Origin of the sequence: Octadecabacter temperatus (genome assembly GCF_001187845.1) — a bacterium.
GTDB classification, from domain to species: Bacteria; Pseudomonadota; Alphaproteobacteria; order Rhodobacterales; family Rhodobacteraceae; genus Octadecabacter; species Octadecabacter temperatus.
Window position 1 is genome coordinate 1,890,847 of the sequence record NZ_CP012160.1, and the last position, 13,628, is coordinate 1,904,474.

Below are 13,628 nucleotides of genomic sequence, written 5' to 3' on the forward strand. Positions count from 1 at the left end.
ATCACAAGCAAGGGACACGTCTTATGGCTAAGGATTACAACGTCTCCGATCTCGCAAACGTGCGCCGCCCAGTTGCAAATGCAAACGGGCTGCCAAACGAGCACTACCTAGACCCGCAAGTCTTTGAAGCGGAAAGCAAAGCTGTTTTGCATACATCATGGGCAGGATTGGCTGTTGGCGCGGATGTGCCGGAAAACGGCGATGCCAAACCGATCGAATTTCTTGGCATTCCCCTGTTGCTGCTGCGTGACAAAGACGGCGATGTGCGTGTTTTCCAAAATATCTGCCGTCATCGCGGCATGATTTTGGTAGACGCACCGCGAAAAATTGAGGGCGCGATACGCTGTCCCTACCATTCTTGGTGCTACTCGACCAAAGGCGATCTGGTTTCAACGCCGCATGTTGGTGGACCAGGTCATAATACCCACGAAGACATTGTGCGCGATGATCTCGGGTTGATCGAAGTACGTAGCCATATCTGGCGTGATGTCGTGTTCATCAATCTGGATGGCGACGCGGGCCCGTTTGAAGTTGTGAATGCTGACTTGATTGAACGGTGGAACGAAAACACCGCCCCGATGTATCACGGCGGCGAAGACAGCAAATTTGCGTTGGATGTGAAGTGTAACTGGAAGCTCGCCGTAGAAAACTACGCTGAAAGCTACCATCTGCCGTGGATCCACCCCGGCCTGAACAGCTATTCACGGCTTGAGGACCACTACCACATCGAACACCCCCTCACCGACCCGACAAAGGGCGCGTTTAGTGGCCAAGGCACGTTGGTGTACCGTCAACTGACGGGCGAGGCTGGCGAAGTCTTTCCAGATTTTGAAGGCCTGTCAGATAAATGGAATGAGGGCGCGGAATACGTATGCCTCTACCCCAACGTCCTGCTCGCGGCGCAACGTGAGCACGCTTATGCGATATTGCTAGAGCCTGCTGGCATCAACCGCACCGTTGAGCACGTCCACATCTACTATGCATCGCCCAGTACTGACGACATTTTGCGGCGCAAGAACACAGCGCAATGGAAGGAAATCTTCGAAGAAGACATCGGCGTTGTGGAAGGTATGCAAAGGGGACGCGCAGCACCTGGGTTTGATGGTGGACGGTTCTCGCCCGTTATGGACAGCCCGACACATTGTTTCCACGACTGGGTCGCCGCGAAAATGGGCGCACAGGCAGACGGGTGAGTACGCTCGACCACAAACTTCTGAACGCTCACGCACGCGGTAACAAGCCCGCCCTTGTAAGGCTGTACGCGCAGGCCGCAGATGAAGCACTCGACCTTGACGCAGCGTGCTTTTACCTAACCCACGCCTATATCTTTGCTTTAGAACTTGGACATGATGACACGCCCAGTTTGCACGCGCGCCTTGCTGAACACGGCCGTGTCTAGCAGAGGCGTTGAGGGGGCCAGCCCCCGCTTCGCTCCCCCGTGATACTTTTAAAACAATAGCAAATGCAGAATGGCTTTCACTTGGATGTCGTGGTCGCTAAGTGTTTCGTAGGTGTGATTTAGGACAGGATTTAGCATGAGCGCGCGCAACATCATCATCGACACGGACCCCGGCCAAGACGACGCGGTCGCAATTCTGCTGGCGCTCGCCTCACCAGAAGTGAATGTACTGGGGATCACAACAGTTGCAGGCAACGTGCCACTGGCGTTGACCCAAAAGAACGCGCGCATCGTGTGCGAATTGGCGGGCAAGCCTGAGACATTGGTATTTGCAGGGTGTGATGCACCGATGAACCGTCCATTGGTGACTGCAGAGCATGTGCACGGCAAAACTGGCCTCGACGGGCCGCAACTGGCCGACCCGACAATGCCTTTGCAAGAACAGCACGCTGTCGATTGGATCATCGACACGCTGCGTGCGGCGCCTGAAAAATCTGTAACGCTCTGCCCGCTTGGACCGTTGACGAATATCGCCACGGCACTGACGCGCGCGCCCGAGATAAAGGCTGCGATTGAGGAAATCATTTTGATGGGCGGCGGTTATTTTGAAGGCGGCAACATCACTCCTGCGGCCGAGTTTAACATCTATGTGGACCCTGTGGCCGCCGATATCGTGTTTAAGGCCGGCGTGCCCCTGACGGTGATGCCATTGGATGTGACACATAAAGCCCTGACAACCCGCCCGCGCGTTGACGCCTTTCGCAACATGGGCACTGAAGTTGGTCGCATGACCGCCGAGTGGACCGACTTTTTCGAGCGCTTCGACAAAGAAAAGTATGGATCAGAGGGCGCGCCACTGCATGACCCGACCGTCATCGCCTACTTGATCAAGCCGGACCTATTCACCGGCCGCCACATCAACGTTGAGATCGAAACCCAATCGGAATTGACGATGGGCATGACAGTCGCTGATTGGTGGCGTGTTTCAGGGCGCGAACCGAACTGTACCTTTATGGGTGATATCGATGCAGATGGGTTCTTTGCCCTGCTAACCGAGCGGTTAGCGCGGTTGGGATGAGGTCCGCAATGCGGACTTTGCTGCCGTTCGCTGCGGCTGCGCCAATGGCTGCTTAAAGCAAAGGGGCCCGACTTTAGCGAATGATCACTTGCTCACCACGAAGCATGACTAAAGTTTTCTTTGCGGTCTCTGGGGCAGCGGACAAAACACCCTGCTCAACGATTTCAACGTCATACCCCCGCTGGCGGGCTGCGAGTGCGGTCTTGGCGATGCAGTAGTTCGTATCCAGACCAACGATGAGAAGTTTTCCCACGTTTAATTGCGCAAGAAGCGCATCAAGTTCTTTGGTTTCAAACGCGTCCTGAACACGTTTTATCGTAACATGGTCGGCGACGTCTCTAAACGGTGCCGCAAGTTCAGTGCCCGATGTTCCTTCGACCGCTTGCCCCTTCATCAGCAATCTCGCGACAGCTTTCGTCGAAGGGATGGACCATTCTTGGCGGATCGCGATGATTGGTATCCCGTTTGATCTGGCGGCATCCACTTCAGCCAAGATCTGCGTCTTAGCTTCGGCCTTTGCAACTTGGGTGAACGTGCTTGCATCCCAGAAAACGGTTTGAAGGTCTATCATCAGCAAAGCTGTTCCTGATTGCTCTCGGATAGGCTCGCCTGCACTGATAGCACCGATCTGCCTGATACCATTTACGAGCCAAGCGGCCACACCAAGAACCACAAGGGCAAGCATTATCCAACTCATTTCAATCACTTCCAAATTCTGTTTTAAGGTTTTCCGTTAGCGTCGTAACGACTCTGAGAGCAGTTTCGATATCGGCGGCGTTCAGCCCTTCTCCAATCGATCTGACGAGCTTCATTTCACGCTGAACGACATCTTCGATCAACGTTTGCCCCTTTTGTGTCAAAGCAATTAGGGTGGACCGCTTGTGGCGTGGGTTTGCCCGTTTAACGGTTAAACCTTCCGCAAGGGTTTCATTCACCATCAGCTGAACATATTGCCGTTTAATCTCCAGCTTTTTGGCAATATCTGGAACGGTTGCTTCATTATCTGCTTGAAGAACTTCGAGAACAGCCCGAGTTCTGACCGTCAATCCACTGCCCTTTAAACCTCGTTCAACTGCAGCTTCAGCAGATTGCATCAAGGGGCGTGACATCCAAATGAGTTTGTAGAGTTGTTTAGTGTCTATCATGACATCTATATTGTCACAATGACAATATAGATGTCAATAGATCGTGAGCCGCCATTTATGCATGCTGCAGCATTTGAAACTATGGGCTCAAAGCAGCCGTGCGCTACACCTGTACTTTCATATGCCAACTCTCCTATGAAGGCCGCATACTGATCCAAAGGCTTCCTCTTCCATGACAACTGCAATCCACCTTGCCACACCGGACGACGCCCCTCGCCTGCTACCCCTTATCGCAGCCTTCCATTCTGAATACGGAATTGAGCGAAGCGATGAGCAGCGTGAGGCGGCATTGATGCCATTGTTACAAGGTTCACCCTTGGGTGCCGCGTGGTTGTTCGGCCCCGCTAAGGCGCCGACTGGCTACACGATCATCACTTTTGGATGGTCAATGGAAATGGGTGGAATGGATGCCTTTGTCGATGAGCTTTATATCCGCCCTCCGGTACGCAAACGCGGCATCGCGTCTGAGGTGTTGCTCGCGATTTCATCAAGCTTGTCAGATGTCGGCGTGCAAGCCCTGCACCTTGAGGTCGACCGCGATGATGAAGCCACCCAGCGGCTTTATTCGCGTGCGCATTTCAAACTACGTGATCGCTACAGCTTGATGACAAGGGTTCTCTGACCCATATCAAGGCATAGGTTCTGCAATTGTCGCATCGAAAGGCACTGATATGCCCCTGACTATCCCGTTTGATACGACCTATCTGTCTCTGCCAGATCGTTTTTATTCAGAAGTTGCCGCCGCCCCTGCGAGCGCGCCCCAGTTGATCGCCTTCAACCGAGACCTCGCCACTGAGTTGGGGTTGGATATCGCAGACATGTCTGATGCGGACGCCGCGAACATCTTTTCGGGCAACGACGTGCCCAGCAATGCCGTCCCCTTCGCGCAAGTTTATGCGGGTCACCAGTTTGGTGGGTTCTCGCCGCGCCTTGGCGATGGCCGCGCGATGCATCTGGGCGAAATTGACGGGCCAGCGGGTCGCGTTGATATCCAGCTTAAGGGCTCAGGTCCTACACCCTACTCGCGCAACGGCGACGGACGCGCTTGGGTTGGCCCCGTCCTTCGTGAATATTTGATGAGCTGTGCAATGCAGGCCCTTGATATTCCGACGACAAAGGCGCTTGCAGCTGTGCTAACGGGTGATCCGGTTCTGCGTGAACAAGGCCGGCTTCCCGGTGCCGTGCTCACGCGTGTCGCGGCGTCCCATATTCGTGTTGGCACGTTCCAGTATTTCGCAGCACAACGCGATGTCGAAGCGCTGCACTTGCTGACCGATTACACCATCCAACGCCATTACCCAGATGCCACCGATCCGTTGCAACTGTTTGAAATGGTGATGCAGAAACAGGCAACATTGGTGGCCAAATGGATGTCCGTCGGCTTCATCCACGGGGTGATGAATACGGACAACGTGCAGATTGCAGGCGAAACCATCGACTACGGCCCTTGCGCGTTCATGGATGTCTACCATCCTGACACTGTGTTTAGCTCAATTGATCGCCAAGGGCGCTATGCCTACTCGAACCAAGGCCCGATAACCCATTGGAACTTGGCACAACTCGCGACATCCCTCGTGCAAATCTTGCCTGATACGGACAAAGCGATTGCCGATTTCACCGCCATTCTGGATCGCTTCCCCGCGTTGTTTGAAGATGAATGGGCCAAAGCCTTCGCTCCAAAACTTGGCCTCGCGCCCTCAGACGAAACGACCCTTCTTGCGAAGGACTTGCTTGCGCTCATGGCCGAAAAGGGTGCGGATTTCACCAATACATTCAGCACCTTGGATGAAACGCAAACCCTCTATCCGGATTGGCACGCCCGCTGGCGCGCTGCCGCGCCTGACGATGCTTTGTGGCAAAAGACCAACCCGCAAATCATTCCGCGCACGCACAAAATTGAACAAGCCATTCAAGCCGCCACGCATGGTGATTTTGATCCGTTTCACGAAATGCTCGACGCAGTCAAAAGCCCGTTCACCCCGAATGCAGCCTACGCGCAACCGCCCAAAGAGGCTGAGAAAGTCCACCAAACGTTCTGCGGAACCTAGCCCTTCTTTGGCTCAAAAATACTCATGTCTACTCAGCCAGCATCCAAGTGCCATCTGGCCAGAAGGCATGAAACGCAAAGGCGAACATTACGTCGTGGGCCTGATCTACGCCAGCCGCGTCGCGCACCCGCACAGTGCCAACATCACGCCCCTGCCCGATGTTCTGCGTATCCAACGCCGAGGCTTGCCCAGCCGTCCAGCTGAGAACCACGCCCTCTTCGGAAATAACGCCTTCCTGCGCGATCCGCGTCATCGGCCATGCTGCATCCCCGACCCTTACAACACGGGCGAGCGGTTCAATGCCGTGGGGTGGCACATCGCCTGAATACAGAAACGGGCGATGCGAACTGTCGTATTGCACATAAGGGTTGGCGCCGTAGTTGCGGCGTTGGTTAGGTTGATCCATCACCAGCCCGTCAGGATTGCGCGCCTTAAATTCGGCCCAGCTTTCCATCCAGCTTGGGAGGGTTTGCAGCTCAACCCCTGTCAATTCCCCAACGATCCCTTCGCCAATGGCCTGTTGCCACCAGCTTTCGGTCTCACGGTCAAACATGATCATATCCGAATTGCGCAGCTTGCCGGACACGCCAAACGTTAAGACCTGATCCCCAACGCGGCGATCAAACGTGATACCGGAATTGCACAGCGGGCAAAACGTCACCGCAATCGGGCGTCCAGCCACCTCGTCATTCACGATTTCATGCCACATTAGATAGCGGATCGGATAAGCACGCGGCACCTCGCCCTGCAATTCCAAGGTGATAACGGGCTCGCGGTCTTCAATGCGGTTCTCAGTGGATGCATCAATAAACGTCGGATCATCAAGTGCGGGAATGCCATCACGTGGCGGGCCACCAGAAAGGACTTCAACCCAATTTTCGACACTGGTGGTTTCAAAGTCCGTATTCGGCCATTCGTGTTTCCAGAAATTGGGGTCAGCAACAGCAGTGTTCGCGATAAGCGTCAGGACGGCGGCGATGCGCAACATGGGGATCTCCTATTTTCACCCCCCTAACGTAAAAGGGGCCATGCAACGTTGCATAGCCCCCCAACTGTATTGTGATCGTCCCGTGTATTAAGGCAGCTCAACCACATTCACGTCTGTCATTACGTCAGGTTCGCCGATAACGGCCCCGTTTGCGCCAGCGCCAAGCTTGATCGCGTCAACGACATCCATACCGGACACAACTTCACCAATGATGGTGTACTGCCCATCAAGGAATGCACCGTCTTGGAACATGATGAAGAACTGGCTGTTGGCCGAGTTCGGGTTTTGCGAACGGGCCATGCCAACCATGCCGCGGGTAAAGGACCGCTCGGTTGTGGCTTCAAGTGCGATATCAGGCAACTCAGAGCCACCTGTGCCGGCACGACGCATGTCCATGCCAACTTTGCCGAACTCAACATCGCCTGTTTGCGCCATGAAGCCGTCGATTACGCGGTGAAACACCACGCCGTCGTAGGCTTCAGACGCTGCCAACGCGCTGATTTGCTCAGCGTGCGCTGGTGCGATGTCTTCAAACAGGTCAATGACAACGGTACCGTTGGCTTCGCCTTCGATGACGATTTCGATGCCATTGGCTGAGGCTGCGCCCGCGAGAAGTGTCGCAATGAGTGTTGCTGACTTAAGCATCGGCTGCGACCTTCATTGAGATCATGCGGTCTGGGTTCATTGGCGGCTCACCACGTGTGATCGCGTCAACATGTTCCATGCCGGAAGAAACCATGCCGTAAACGGTGTACTGGCCGTTCAGGAAGTCGTTGTCGGAAAAGTTGATGAAGAACTGGCTGTTGGCTGAGTTCGGGCTCGCAGAGCGTGCAGCGCCAATCGATCCACGTGCGTGCGGGATCTTGGAGAATTCAGCAGGAACGTCCGGCATGTCAGAACCACCTGTACCAGCGCGGCCGATGTTGAAATCGTTTTCCATGTTGCCGTTTGCCACATCGCCCGTTTGCGCCATGAAGCCGTCAATCACGCGGTGGAACGCAACGTTGTCATATGCGCCTGAGCGGACAAGCTCTTTCATGCGCTCAACGTGCTTTGGTGCAACGTCTGGCAGCAATTCGATGGTCACGGTGCCACCAGTCAATTCCATCAGGATCGTGTTTTCTGGGTCTTTGATATCAGCCATCTGTCGGCTCCTTCACTAAATACGTTGCGCGTTATCTAGTCCGCAATCGGCGGGATTCCAAGACGCGGTTGACGCCATAAGCGGGATTGCCCATGAACAGCGAAACATAAGGAGACGATCATGGGCTGGAATACACTCGACGACATGGACCTGAATGGCAAAGTTGTGCTGACACGGGTGGACATCAACGTCCCTGTTGAAAACGGCGAAGTCACCGACGCCACACGCATCGAACGTATTAAGCCCACAGTGACCGACATTCTCGCCGCAGGTGGTAAGCCTGTGATGCTGGCCCACTTTGGCCGCCCTAAAGGTGAATACGTACCTGAGATGTCCTTGCGCGTAACGGTACCGACTTTGGAAAAGGTTTTGGGCCACGCAGTGACCTTCATTGAACGCCCTGATCGCGAAGCCATTGATGCCGCCCCTGCCGGGTCTGTGATCCTGATCGAAAACACGCGTTTCTCTGCGATGGAAACCGACAACGACCCGAAAATGGCGGGCTTCCTTGCCTCCTTGGGTGACATTTACTGCAACGATGCGTTCTCTGCCGCGCACCGTGCTCATGCCTCAACCGAGGGTGTCGCGAAGCTGCTGCCAAACTGTGCGGGCCGTCTGATGGCCGAAGAATTGGGCGCGTTGGAAAAGGCGCTTGGCGCACCGCAGCGCCCTGTTGTGGCTGTTGTGGGTGGCGCGAAGGTGTCCACCAAGCTGGACCTGCTGGGCAATCTGATTTCCAAAGTCGATGCGATTGTGATTGGCGGCGGCATGGCCAACACATTTCTTGCGGCGCAAGGCGTCAATGTCGGCAAATCCCTGTGCGAACACGACCTTGCAGACACCGCGCGTGATATCATGGCCAAAGCCGAAGCCGCAGGTTGCACCCTACTGTTGCCAAGCGACGTTGTTGTTGCCGCTGAATTCAAAGCAGGTGCTGCCAATGAAACAGTCGCTGCAGATGCCTGCCCCGCCGACAAGATGATCCTTGATGCGGGGCCAAAGTCCGTGGGCCAAATCAAAGCGCTGTTTGAAACGGCCAAGACAGTCATCTGGAACGGGCCACTCGGCGCGTTTGAGATTGAACCGTTCCACACCGCGACCTTTGCAGCGGCCAAAGCTGCGGCTGATCTCACCAAGGCTGGCAAACTGATCACCGTTGCCGGTGGTGGTGATACCGTAGCCGCACTGAACCAAGCAGATGCGGCGGATGATTTCACTTATATCTCAACAGCGGGCGGCGCGTTCTTAGAGTGGATGGAAGGCAAAACCCTTCCCGGAGTTGCTGCGCTTGGGGGCTAATTTTTCGGCATTCCTCCATGATTGCGCTATCAGAATACTAGAATACCAGTTGTTAGCGCAACCGTTAGCGTAACCAGAATTGCCGCTCTCTGGCAGCTGACCTATGAGCAATGGAAATGGGCGAATTGCCCGCTTTCATAGGAGTATAGGGAATGCTGGACATGACATCTGCAAAAGGCGCAATGACGGACAAGATCCGCAACGGCCAAGGCTTCATCGCTGCATTGGACCAATCCGGAGGCTCTACCCCTAAGGCGCTAAAAGCCTACGGCGTTTCTGAAGATGCTTACTCTAACGACGATCAAATGTTCGACCTGATCCACGAAATGCGGGCCCGCATCGTGAATGCGCCCAGCTTTACAGGTGAAAAAGTGATCGGCGCGATCCTGTTTGAGATGACGATGGAACGTATGATTGGCGGCAAGCCATCCGCCGCCGCGCTTTGGGAGGACAACGGCGTTGTTCCATTCCTGAAAATTGACAAAGGCTTGGAAGACGAAGCGGATGGCGTGCAAATGCTGAAACCGATCCCGAACCTCGACAACTTGCTGGAACGCGCGGTTGCCCATGGCATTTTCGGCACCAAAGAACGCTCAGTCATCAATGCTGCGTCTGCCACGGGCATTGAAGCCATCGTTGCACAGCAATTCGAATTGGGCGCGCAGGTGAAAAGCCACGGGTTGATGCCGATCTTGGAGCCCGAGATCAACATCACAATCGCAGATAAAGCCGAAGCAGAAGACATGCTGCGCGACACGCTGTTGCGCCACCTCGACACACTTCCCGACGGCGAGCAGGTCATGTTGAAGCTGTCCCTGCCCGAAGTTGCTGGACAATATAAGGCAGTTGCGGACCATCCTGCATGCCTCAAAGTTGTAGCTCTGTCTGGTGGCTATTCCCGTGACGAAGCCAACGAGCGCCTGTCTCAAAACCCGTCCATCATCGCTAGCTTTAGCCGCGCGTTGACCGAAGGTCTGACAGCCCCACAATCCGATAGCGCGTTCAACAGCACCCTCGCCCGCACGATCGACAGCATCTACACCGCGTCCATCACATAGGGCGTATTTGCCGACCAACTTTGTCTAAAAATCCGCATATACGCAAAATTACTGGTGAATCCCCTACATAAAGGGGATTCCCTTCGCGAATCAGATGTGCGATTCTCTCTCAAAGCGGTTCGTCAGAAACCGTAACGTGAGGCAGACACATGAACAGAGCAAAACGCGCGCCTTTGGGCGTGCTTCTATATTTCGCTGGCGCATTGATGCTTGGCCTTTATTTCACCTTTGCTGCTGTGCAGGGCGACTTTGGCGTGTTCAAACGTGCCGAGATCGAAGCAGAGAACCGCGCCCTTACTGCTGAGCTGGCTGTGTTGCAGTCTGAAGTTGCACGGATGGAAAACCTGACACGCCGCCTGTCTGACAACTACCTTGATCTGGACCTGCTGGATGAGCAGGCCCGCGACATGCTGGGCATGGTGCGCGCAGACGAGATCGTTATCCGCTAAACACCGGATGAAATTCGACATCCCCTTCTGCGTCGCCATCAAATGTGATGGCTTGCAGGTGGCGAGACGGTTTGCCCTGATGGGTCAGAGCGTCGGATTGCACGAACCCCAGACGCCCGTAAAACGCCGGATCCCCTTCCAGAACGACTCCACCACGACCGTAGGCCTGCGCCACTGCAACTGCATGGTTCACAAGCGCAGACCCGATGCCTTTGCCTTGATGGTCTGGCAAAACAGAGACCGGCCCAACCGCAAGCCATTTCGCGTCACCTACCTTTGCAGGTGAAAGCGCGACATGGCCGATGACTGTCTTTCCGTTCACCGCAACCAAGGACAAAATCAGTGCCCCAGCTTCGCGCAATTTTGCCGGTAGTGTCTCTTCAGTGCCATCCGAAAATGCTTTGGGTTCAAATGCGATACGGGTAACGTCAGCGATCACCGCTTCGTCACCCTCCTGTTCTTGTCTAATTTTCCACTTCATTTCAGCAACTTGCCTCTCCTATGCGCTCAGCGCAAGTCAGGAAATCACCCCAAATCTGCCCCAACGTCAATATCGTAGTCGATTTTTCATGTTTACCACTGTAAGAGATAGTTTAATACTAAACTATATTTTCGCCACCCCTAGGGAGGACCCATGGCCGCTAAGAAAACATCAAAGAAACCAAACGTTTCTGCAGAAGAATTGCTCGGGTACTACCGTGAAATGCTTCTTATCCGTCGATTCGAGGAAAAGGCAGGCCAGTTATATGGCATGGGTCTCATCGGCGGTTTCTGTCACCTTTATATCGGCCAAGAAGCCGTTGTTGTTGGCCTAGAGGCCGCGACCAAAGAGGGCGACAAGCGCATCACTTCCTACCGTGACCACGGCCACATGTTGGCTTGCGGCATGGACCCTAAGGGCGTGATGGCAGAACTGACAGGCCGGAGCGGCGGATATTCCGCTGGTAAGGGCGGTTCGATGCACATGTTTTCTGCTGAAAAGCATTTCTACGGCGGCCACGGTATTGTTGGCGCTCAGGTGCCACTTGGTGCGGGTCTTGCGTTCTCCGACAAATATAAGGGCAACGACAACGTCACCTTCGCCTACTTCGGTGATGGCGCGGCCAACCAAGGCCAAATCTACGAAACGTTCAACATGGCCGCCCTTTGGGACCTGCCGGTGATCTTCGTGATTGAAAACAACCAATACGCAATGGGTACGAGCCAAGAACGCTCAACATCCACGCCTGACCTTTACACACGCGGCGAAGCCTTTGGCATCAAAGGTGAGCTGGTCGACGGTATGAACGTTCTGGCCGTGAAAGAAGCATCTGAGAAAGCCGTCGCACACTGCCGTTCTGGCAAAGGCCCGTATGTTTTGGAAGTTAAAACATACCGTTACCGTGGTCACTCTATGTCTGACCCTGCCAAGTACCGCTCACGTGATGAAGTGCAGAAAATGCGCGAAGAGCGTGATCCGATCGAACAAGTTAAAGCGACACTTCTGACCGGCAAGCACGCCACAGAAGAAGACCTCAAGGCTATCGACAAAGACATCAAAGCGATCGTCAACGAGAGTGCCGAGTTCGCTAAAGAAAGCCCAGAACCGCACCTCGACGAGCTTTGGACAGATATTTACGCCGAAAACACATCGCAGGAGACAGCATAATGGCGACTGAACTACTCATGCCCGCGCTTTCCCCAACGATGGAAGAAGGCACACTCGCAAAATGGCTCGTCAAAGAAGGCGACGAAGTGAAATCTGGCGACATCATCGCCGAGATTGAAACGGACAAAGCCACAATGGAATTTGAAGCCGTCGACGAAGGTATCGTTGGCAAAATTCTGGTCGCTGAAGGCACCGAGGGCGTCAAGGTGAACACACCAATCGCCATCATCGGTGAGGAAGGCGAGGACATGTCCGCGGCCCCTGCCCCAGCAGCCGCTGCAACGGACGCCCCCGCGGAGGCTGCACCCGCCGCCCCTGTTGTCGCAACGGCCAGCGCCATCGAATTTGCACCATCCGACACATCCCCTGATTGGCCTGCGGGCACAGAGATGAAATCAATGACGGTCCGTGAGGCCCTCAACGAAGCCATGACAGAAGAAATGGAACGCGACGAGAACGTGTTCCTGATGGGTGAAGAAGTCGGCGAATACCAAGGTGCCTACAAGATCTCCCAAGGTATGCTGGACAAGTTCGGCGACAAGCGCGTGATCGACACGCCAATCACCGAACACGGCTTTACGGGTATCGCAGTTGGTGCGGCATTCGGTGGTTTGCGCCCGATTGTTGAATTCATGACATTCAATTTCGCGATGCAAGCGATTGACCAAATCATCAACTCTGCGGCTAAGACGCTGTACATGTCTGGTGGTCAGATGGGTGCGCCAATGGTGTTCCGTGGGGCCAACGGTGCCGCTGCACGCGTAGGTGCACAACACTCGCAGTGTTACGCTGCATGGTATGCACAGGTTCCCGGCCTTAAGGTCGTGATGCCGTATTCCGCTGCGGATGCGAAAGGTCTGATGAAGACGGCCATTCGTGACAACAACCCAGTGATTTTCCTTGAAAACGAAATCCTTTATGGTCGGTCTTTCGAAGTCCCTGTGATGGATGATTTCACCATTCCGTTTGGTAAGGCCAAGGTTGAAGTCGTCGGTTCCGACGTGACAATCGTGTCCTTCGGTATCGGCATGCAATACGCGTTCGAAGCGGCTGAAAAGCTGGCTGCAGACGGTATCTCAGCCGAAGTTATCAACTTACGTTCCTTGCGTCCGATTGACTATGCAACGATCCTTGAATCTGTAAAGAAAACAAACCGTTGCGTAACAGTTGAAGAAGGCTGGCCTGTCGGTTCCCTCGGCAACCACCTGGGCGCGACAATCATGCAAGAGGCGTTTGATTACCTCGATGCACCGGTCATCAACTGCACAGGCAAGGACGTTCCGATGCCTTATGCTGCCAACCTTGAAAAACACGCGCTGATCACGACCGACGAAGTGATCGCCGCTGTTAAACAAGTCACCTACCGTTAAGG

16 protein-coding genes are annotated in these 13,628 nt (G+C 54.6%); 10 read left to right on the plus strand and 6 right to left on the minus strand.

The genetic code is table 11. The features are described 5' to 3' along the window. Nucleotides 1-23: 23 nt before the first annotated feature. The 3 genes from OSB_RS09455 to OSB_RS09465 all read left to right on the plus strand — a co-directional run bounded on the left by OSB_RS09455 (nucleotide 24) and on the right by OSB_RS09465 (nucleotide 2,477). Entirely contained in the window at nucleotides 24-1,193 is a 1,170-nt protein-coding gene (locus OSB_RS09455; RefSeq protein ID WP_049834761.1) for an aromatic ring-hydroxylating oxygenase subunit alpha, read from the plus strand. Next, on the plus strand, nucleotides 1,190-1,399 hold the full coding sequence (locus OSB_RS09460) for a hypothetical protein (protein ID WP_049834762.1): 210 nt from the start codon (nucleotides 1,190-1,192) through the stop codon (nucleotides 1,397-1,399). The genes OSB_RS09455 and OSB_RS09460 overlap by 4 nt, the downstream gene beginning before the upstream one ends. A gap of 136 nt (nucleotides 1,400-1,535) precedes the next feature. Then, entirely contained in the window at nucleotides 1,536-2,477 is a 942-nt protein-coding gene (locus OSB_RS09465; protein WP_049834763.1) for a nucleoside hydrolase, read from the plus strand. A gap of 73 nt (nucleotides 2,478-2,550) precedes the next feature. On the opposite strand, the gene OSB_RS09470 is transcribed toward OSB_RS09465, so the two are convergent. Then, nucleotides 2,551-3,174, minus strand: coding sequence for a cysteine hydrolase family protein (locus OSB_RS09470; RefSeq protein WP_049834764.1), 624 nt, complete (start codon nucleotides 3,172-3,174; stop codon nucleotides 2,551-2,553). Between the two features lies 1 nt (nucleotide 3,175). Next, the gene (locus tag OSB_RS09475) at nucleotides 3,176-3,622 is read right to left on the minus strand and encodes a MarR family winged helix-turn-helix transcriptional regulator (RefSeq protein WP_049834765.1); all 447 of its coding nucleotides are present in this window, start codon (nucleotides 3,620-3,622) and stop codon (nucleotides 3,176-3,178) included. Between the two features lie 172 nt (nucleotides 3,623-3,794). On the opposite strand from OSB_RS09475, the gene OSB_RS09480 reads away from it, so the two are divergent. Together OSB_RS09480 and OSB_RS09485 are read left to right on the plus strand one after the other, a co-directional pair. Next, entirely contained in the window at nucleotides 3,795-4,244 is a 450-nt protein-coding gene (locus OSB_RS09480; protein WP_049834766.1) for a GNAT family N-acetyltransferase, read from the plus strand. A 49-nt stretch (nucleotides 4,245-4,293) separates the two neighbouring features. Beyond that, nucleotides 4,294-5,670 (plus strand): protein adenylyltransferase SelO, encoded by a 1,377-nt coding sequence (locus OSB_RS09485; RefSeq protein WP_049834767.1) that lies wholly within the window; start codon nucleotides 4,294-4,296, stop codon nucleotides 5,668-5,670. A 28-nt stretch (nucleotides 5,671-5,698) separates the two neighbouring features. Here OSB_RS09485 and OSB_RS09490 read toward each other — a convergent pair whose 3' ends face one another. The 3 genes from OSB_RS09490 to OSB_RS09500 form a co-directional block, all read right to left on the minus strand. Continuing rightward, the gene (locus OSB_RS09490) at nucleotides 5,699-6,658 is read right to left on the minus strand and encodes a DUF3179 domain-containing protein (protein WP_049834768.1); all 960 of its coding nucleotides are present in this window, start codon (nucleotides 6,656-6,658) and stop codon (nucleotides 5,699-5,701) included. 87 nt (nucleotides 6,659-6,745) lie between these two features. Beyond that, nucleotides 6,746-7,303, minus strand: a complete 558-nt coding sequence (locus tag OSB_RS09495) for a peptidylprolyl isomerase (protein WP_049834769.1) — start codon at nucleotides 7,301-7,303, stop codon at nucleotides 6,746-6,748. Then, nucleotides 7,296-7,802, minus strand: coding sequence for a peptidylprolyl isomerase (locus OSB_RS09500; RefSeq protein ID WP_049834770.1), 507 nt, complete (start codon nucleotides 7,800-7,802; stop codon nucleotides 7,296-7,298). Before OSB_RS09500 ends, OSB_RS09495 begins: the two co-directional genes overlap by 8 nt. Before the next feature lie 120 nt (nucleotides 7,803-7,922). Between OSB_RS09500 and OSB_RS09505 the strand changes: the two genes are divergently transcribed. From OSB_RS09505 to OSB_RS09515, 3 genes are all read left to right on the plus strand, one after another. Then, nucleotides 7,923-9,101, plus strand: coding sequence for a phosphoglycerate kinase (locus tag OSB_RS09505; protein WP_049834771.1), 1,179 nt, complete (start codon nucleotides 7,923-7,925; stop codon nucleotides 9,099-9,101). Between the two features lie 152 nt (nucleotides 9,102-9,253). Next, nucleotides 9,254-10,159 carry a fructose bisphosphate aldolase gene (locus OSB_RS09510; protein WP_082166448.1) on the plus strand — a complete coding sequence of 302 codons (906 nt, stop codon included), beginning with the start codon at nucleotides 9,254-9,256 and terminating at the stop codon, nucleotides 10,157-10,159. 149 nt (nucleotides 10,160-10,308) lie between these two features. Continuing rightward, nucleotides 10,309-10,608, plus strand: a complete 300-nt coding sequence (locus tag OSB_RS09515) for an FtsB family cell division protein (RefSeq protein ID WP_049834772.1) — start codon at nucleotides 10,309-10,311, stop codon at nucleotides 10,606-10,608. Here the strand turns inward: OSB_RS09515 and OSB_RS09520 are convergent. Then, nucleotides 10,598-11,089 (minus strand): GNAT family N-acetyltransferase, encoded by a 492-nt coding sequence (locus OSB_RS09520; protein WP_049834773.1) that lies wholly within the window; start codon nucleotides 11,087-11,089, stop codon nucleotides 10,598-10,600. The two genes, OSB_RS09515 and OSB_RS09520, sit on opposite strands and share 11 nt — an antisense overlap. A gap of 153 nt (nucleotides 11,090-11,242) precedes the next feature. Between OSB_RS09520 and pdhA the strand changes: the two genes are divergently transcribed. Both pdhA and OSB_RS09530 read left to right on the plus strand, forming a co-directional pair. Next, nucleotides 11,243-12,256, plus strand: coding sequence for a pyruvate dehydrogenase (acetyl-transferring) E1 component subunit alpha (pdhA, locus tag OSB_RS09525; RefSeq protein ID WP_049834774.1), 1,014 nt, complete (start codon nucleotides 11,243-11,245; stop codon nucleotides 12,254-12,256). Further along, nucleotides 12,256-13,626, plus strand: a complete 1,371-nt coding sequence (locus tag OSB_RS09530; protein WP_049834775.1) for a pyruvate dehydrogenase complex E1 component subunit beta — start codon at nucleotides 12,256-12,258, stop codon at nucleotides 13,624-13,626. The genes pdhA and OSB_RS09530 overlap by 1 nt, the downstream gene beginning before the upstream one ends. Nucleotides 13,627-13,628 lie beyond the last annotated feature (2 nt).

Bases quoted from the DNA above. Each gene is read 5' to 3' on its own strand.
- OSB_RS09495 (WP_049834769.1), bottom strand. From the start codon at position 7,303: ATGCTTAAGTCAGCAACACTCATTGCGACACTTCTCGCGGGCGCAGCC.
- OSB_RS09490 (WP_049834768.1), bottom strand. From the start codon at position 6,658: ATGTTGCGCATCGCCGCCGTCCTGACGCTTATCGCGAACACTGCTGTT.
- OSB_RS09515 (WP_049834772.1), top strand. From the start codon at position 10,309: ATGAACAGAGCAAAACGCGCGCCTTTGGGCGTGCTTCTATATTTCGCT.
- OSB_RS09500 (WP_049834770.1), bottom strand. From the start codon at position 7,802: ATGGCTGATATCAAAGACCCAGAAAACACGATCCTGATGGAATTGACT.
- OSB_RS09520 (WP_049834773.1), bottom strand. From the start codon at position 11,089: ATGAAGTGGAAAATTAGACAAGAACAGGAGGGTGACGAAGCGGTGATC.
- OSB_RS09530 (WP_049834775.1), top strand. From the start codon at position 12,256: ATGGCGACTGAACTACTCATGCCCGCGCTTTCCCCAACGATGGAAGAA.
- OSB_RS09455 (WP_049834761.1), top strand. From the start codon at position 24: ATGGCTAAGGATTACAACGTCTCCGATCTCGCAAACGTGCGCCGCCCA.
- OSB_RS09470 (WP_049834764.1), bottom strand. From the start codon at position 3,174: ATGAGTTGGATAATGCTTGCCCTTGTGGTTCTTGGTGTGGCCGCTTGG.
- OSB_RS09510 (WP_082166448.1), top strand. From the start codon at position 9,254: ATGCTGGACATGACATCTGCAAAAGGCGCAATGACGGACAAGATCCGC.
- pdhA (WP_049834774.1), top strand. From the start codon at position 11,243: ATGGCCGCTAAGAAAACATCAAAGAAACCAAACGTTTCTGCAGAAGAA.
- OSB_RS09465 (WP_049834763.1), top strand. From the start codon at position 1,536: ATGAGCGCGCGCAACATCATCATCGACACGGACCCCGGCCAAGACGAC.
- OSB_RS09475 (WP_049834765.1), bottom strand. From the start codon at position 3,622: ATGATAGACACTAAACAACTCTACAAACTCATTTGGATGTCACGCCCC.
- OSB_RS09480 (WP_049834766.1), top strand. From the start codon at position 3,795: ATGACAACTGCAATCCACCTTGCCACACCGGACGACGCCCCTCGCCTG.
- OSB_RS09505 (WP_049834771.1), top strand. From the start codon at position 7,923: ATGGGCTGGAATACACTCGACGACATGGACCTGAATGGCAAAGTTGTG.
- OSB_RS09485 (WP_049834767.1), top strand. From the start codon at position 4,294: ATGCCCCTGACTATCCCGTTTGATACGACCTATCTGTCTCTGCCAGAT.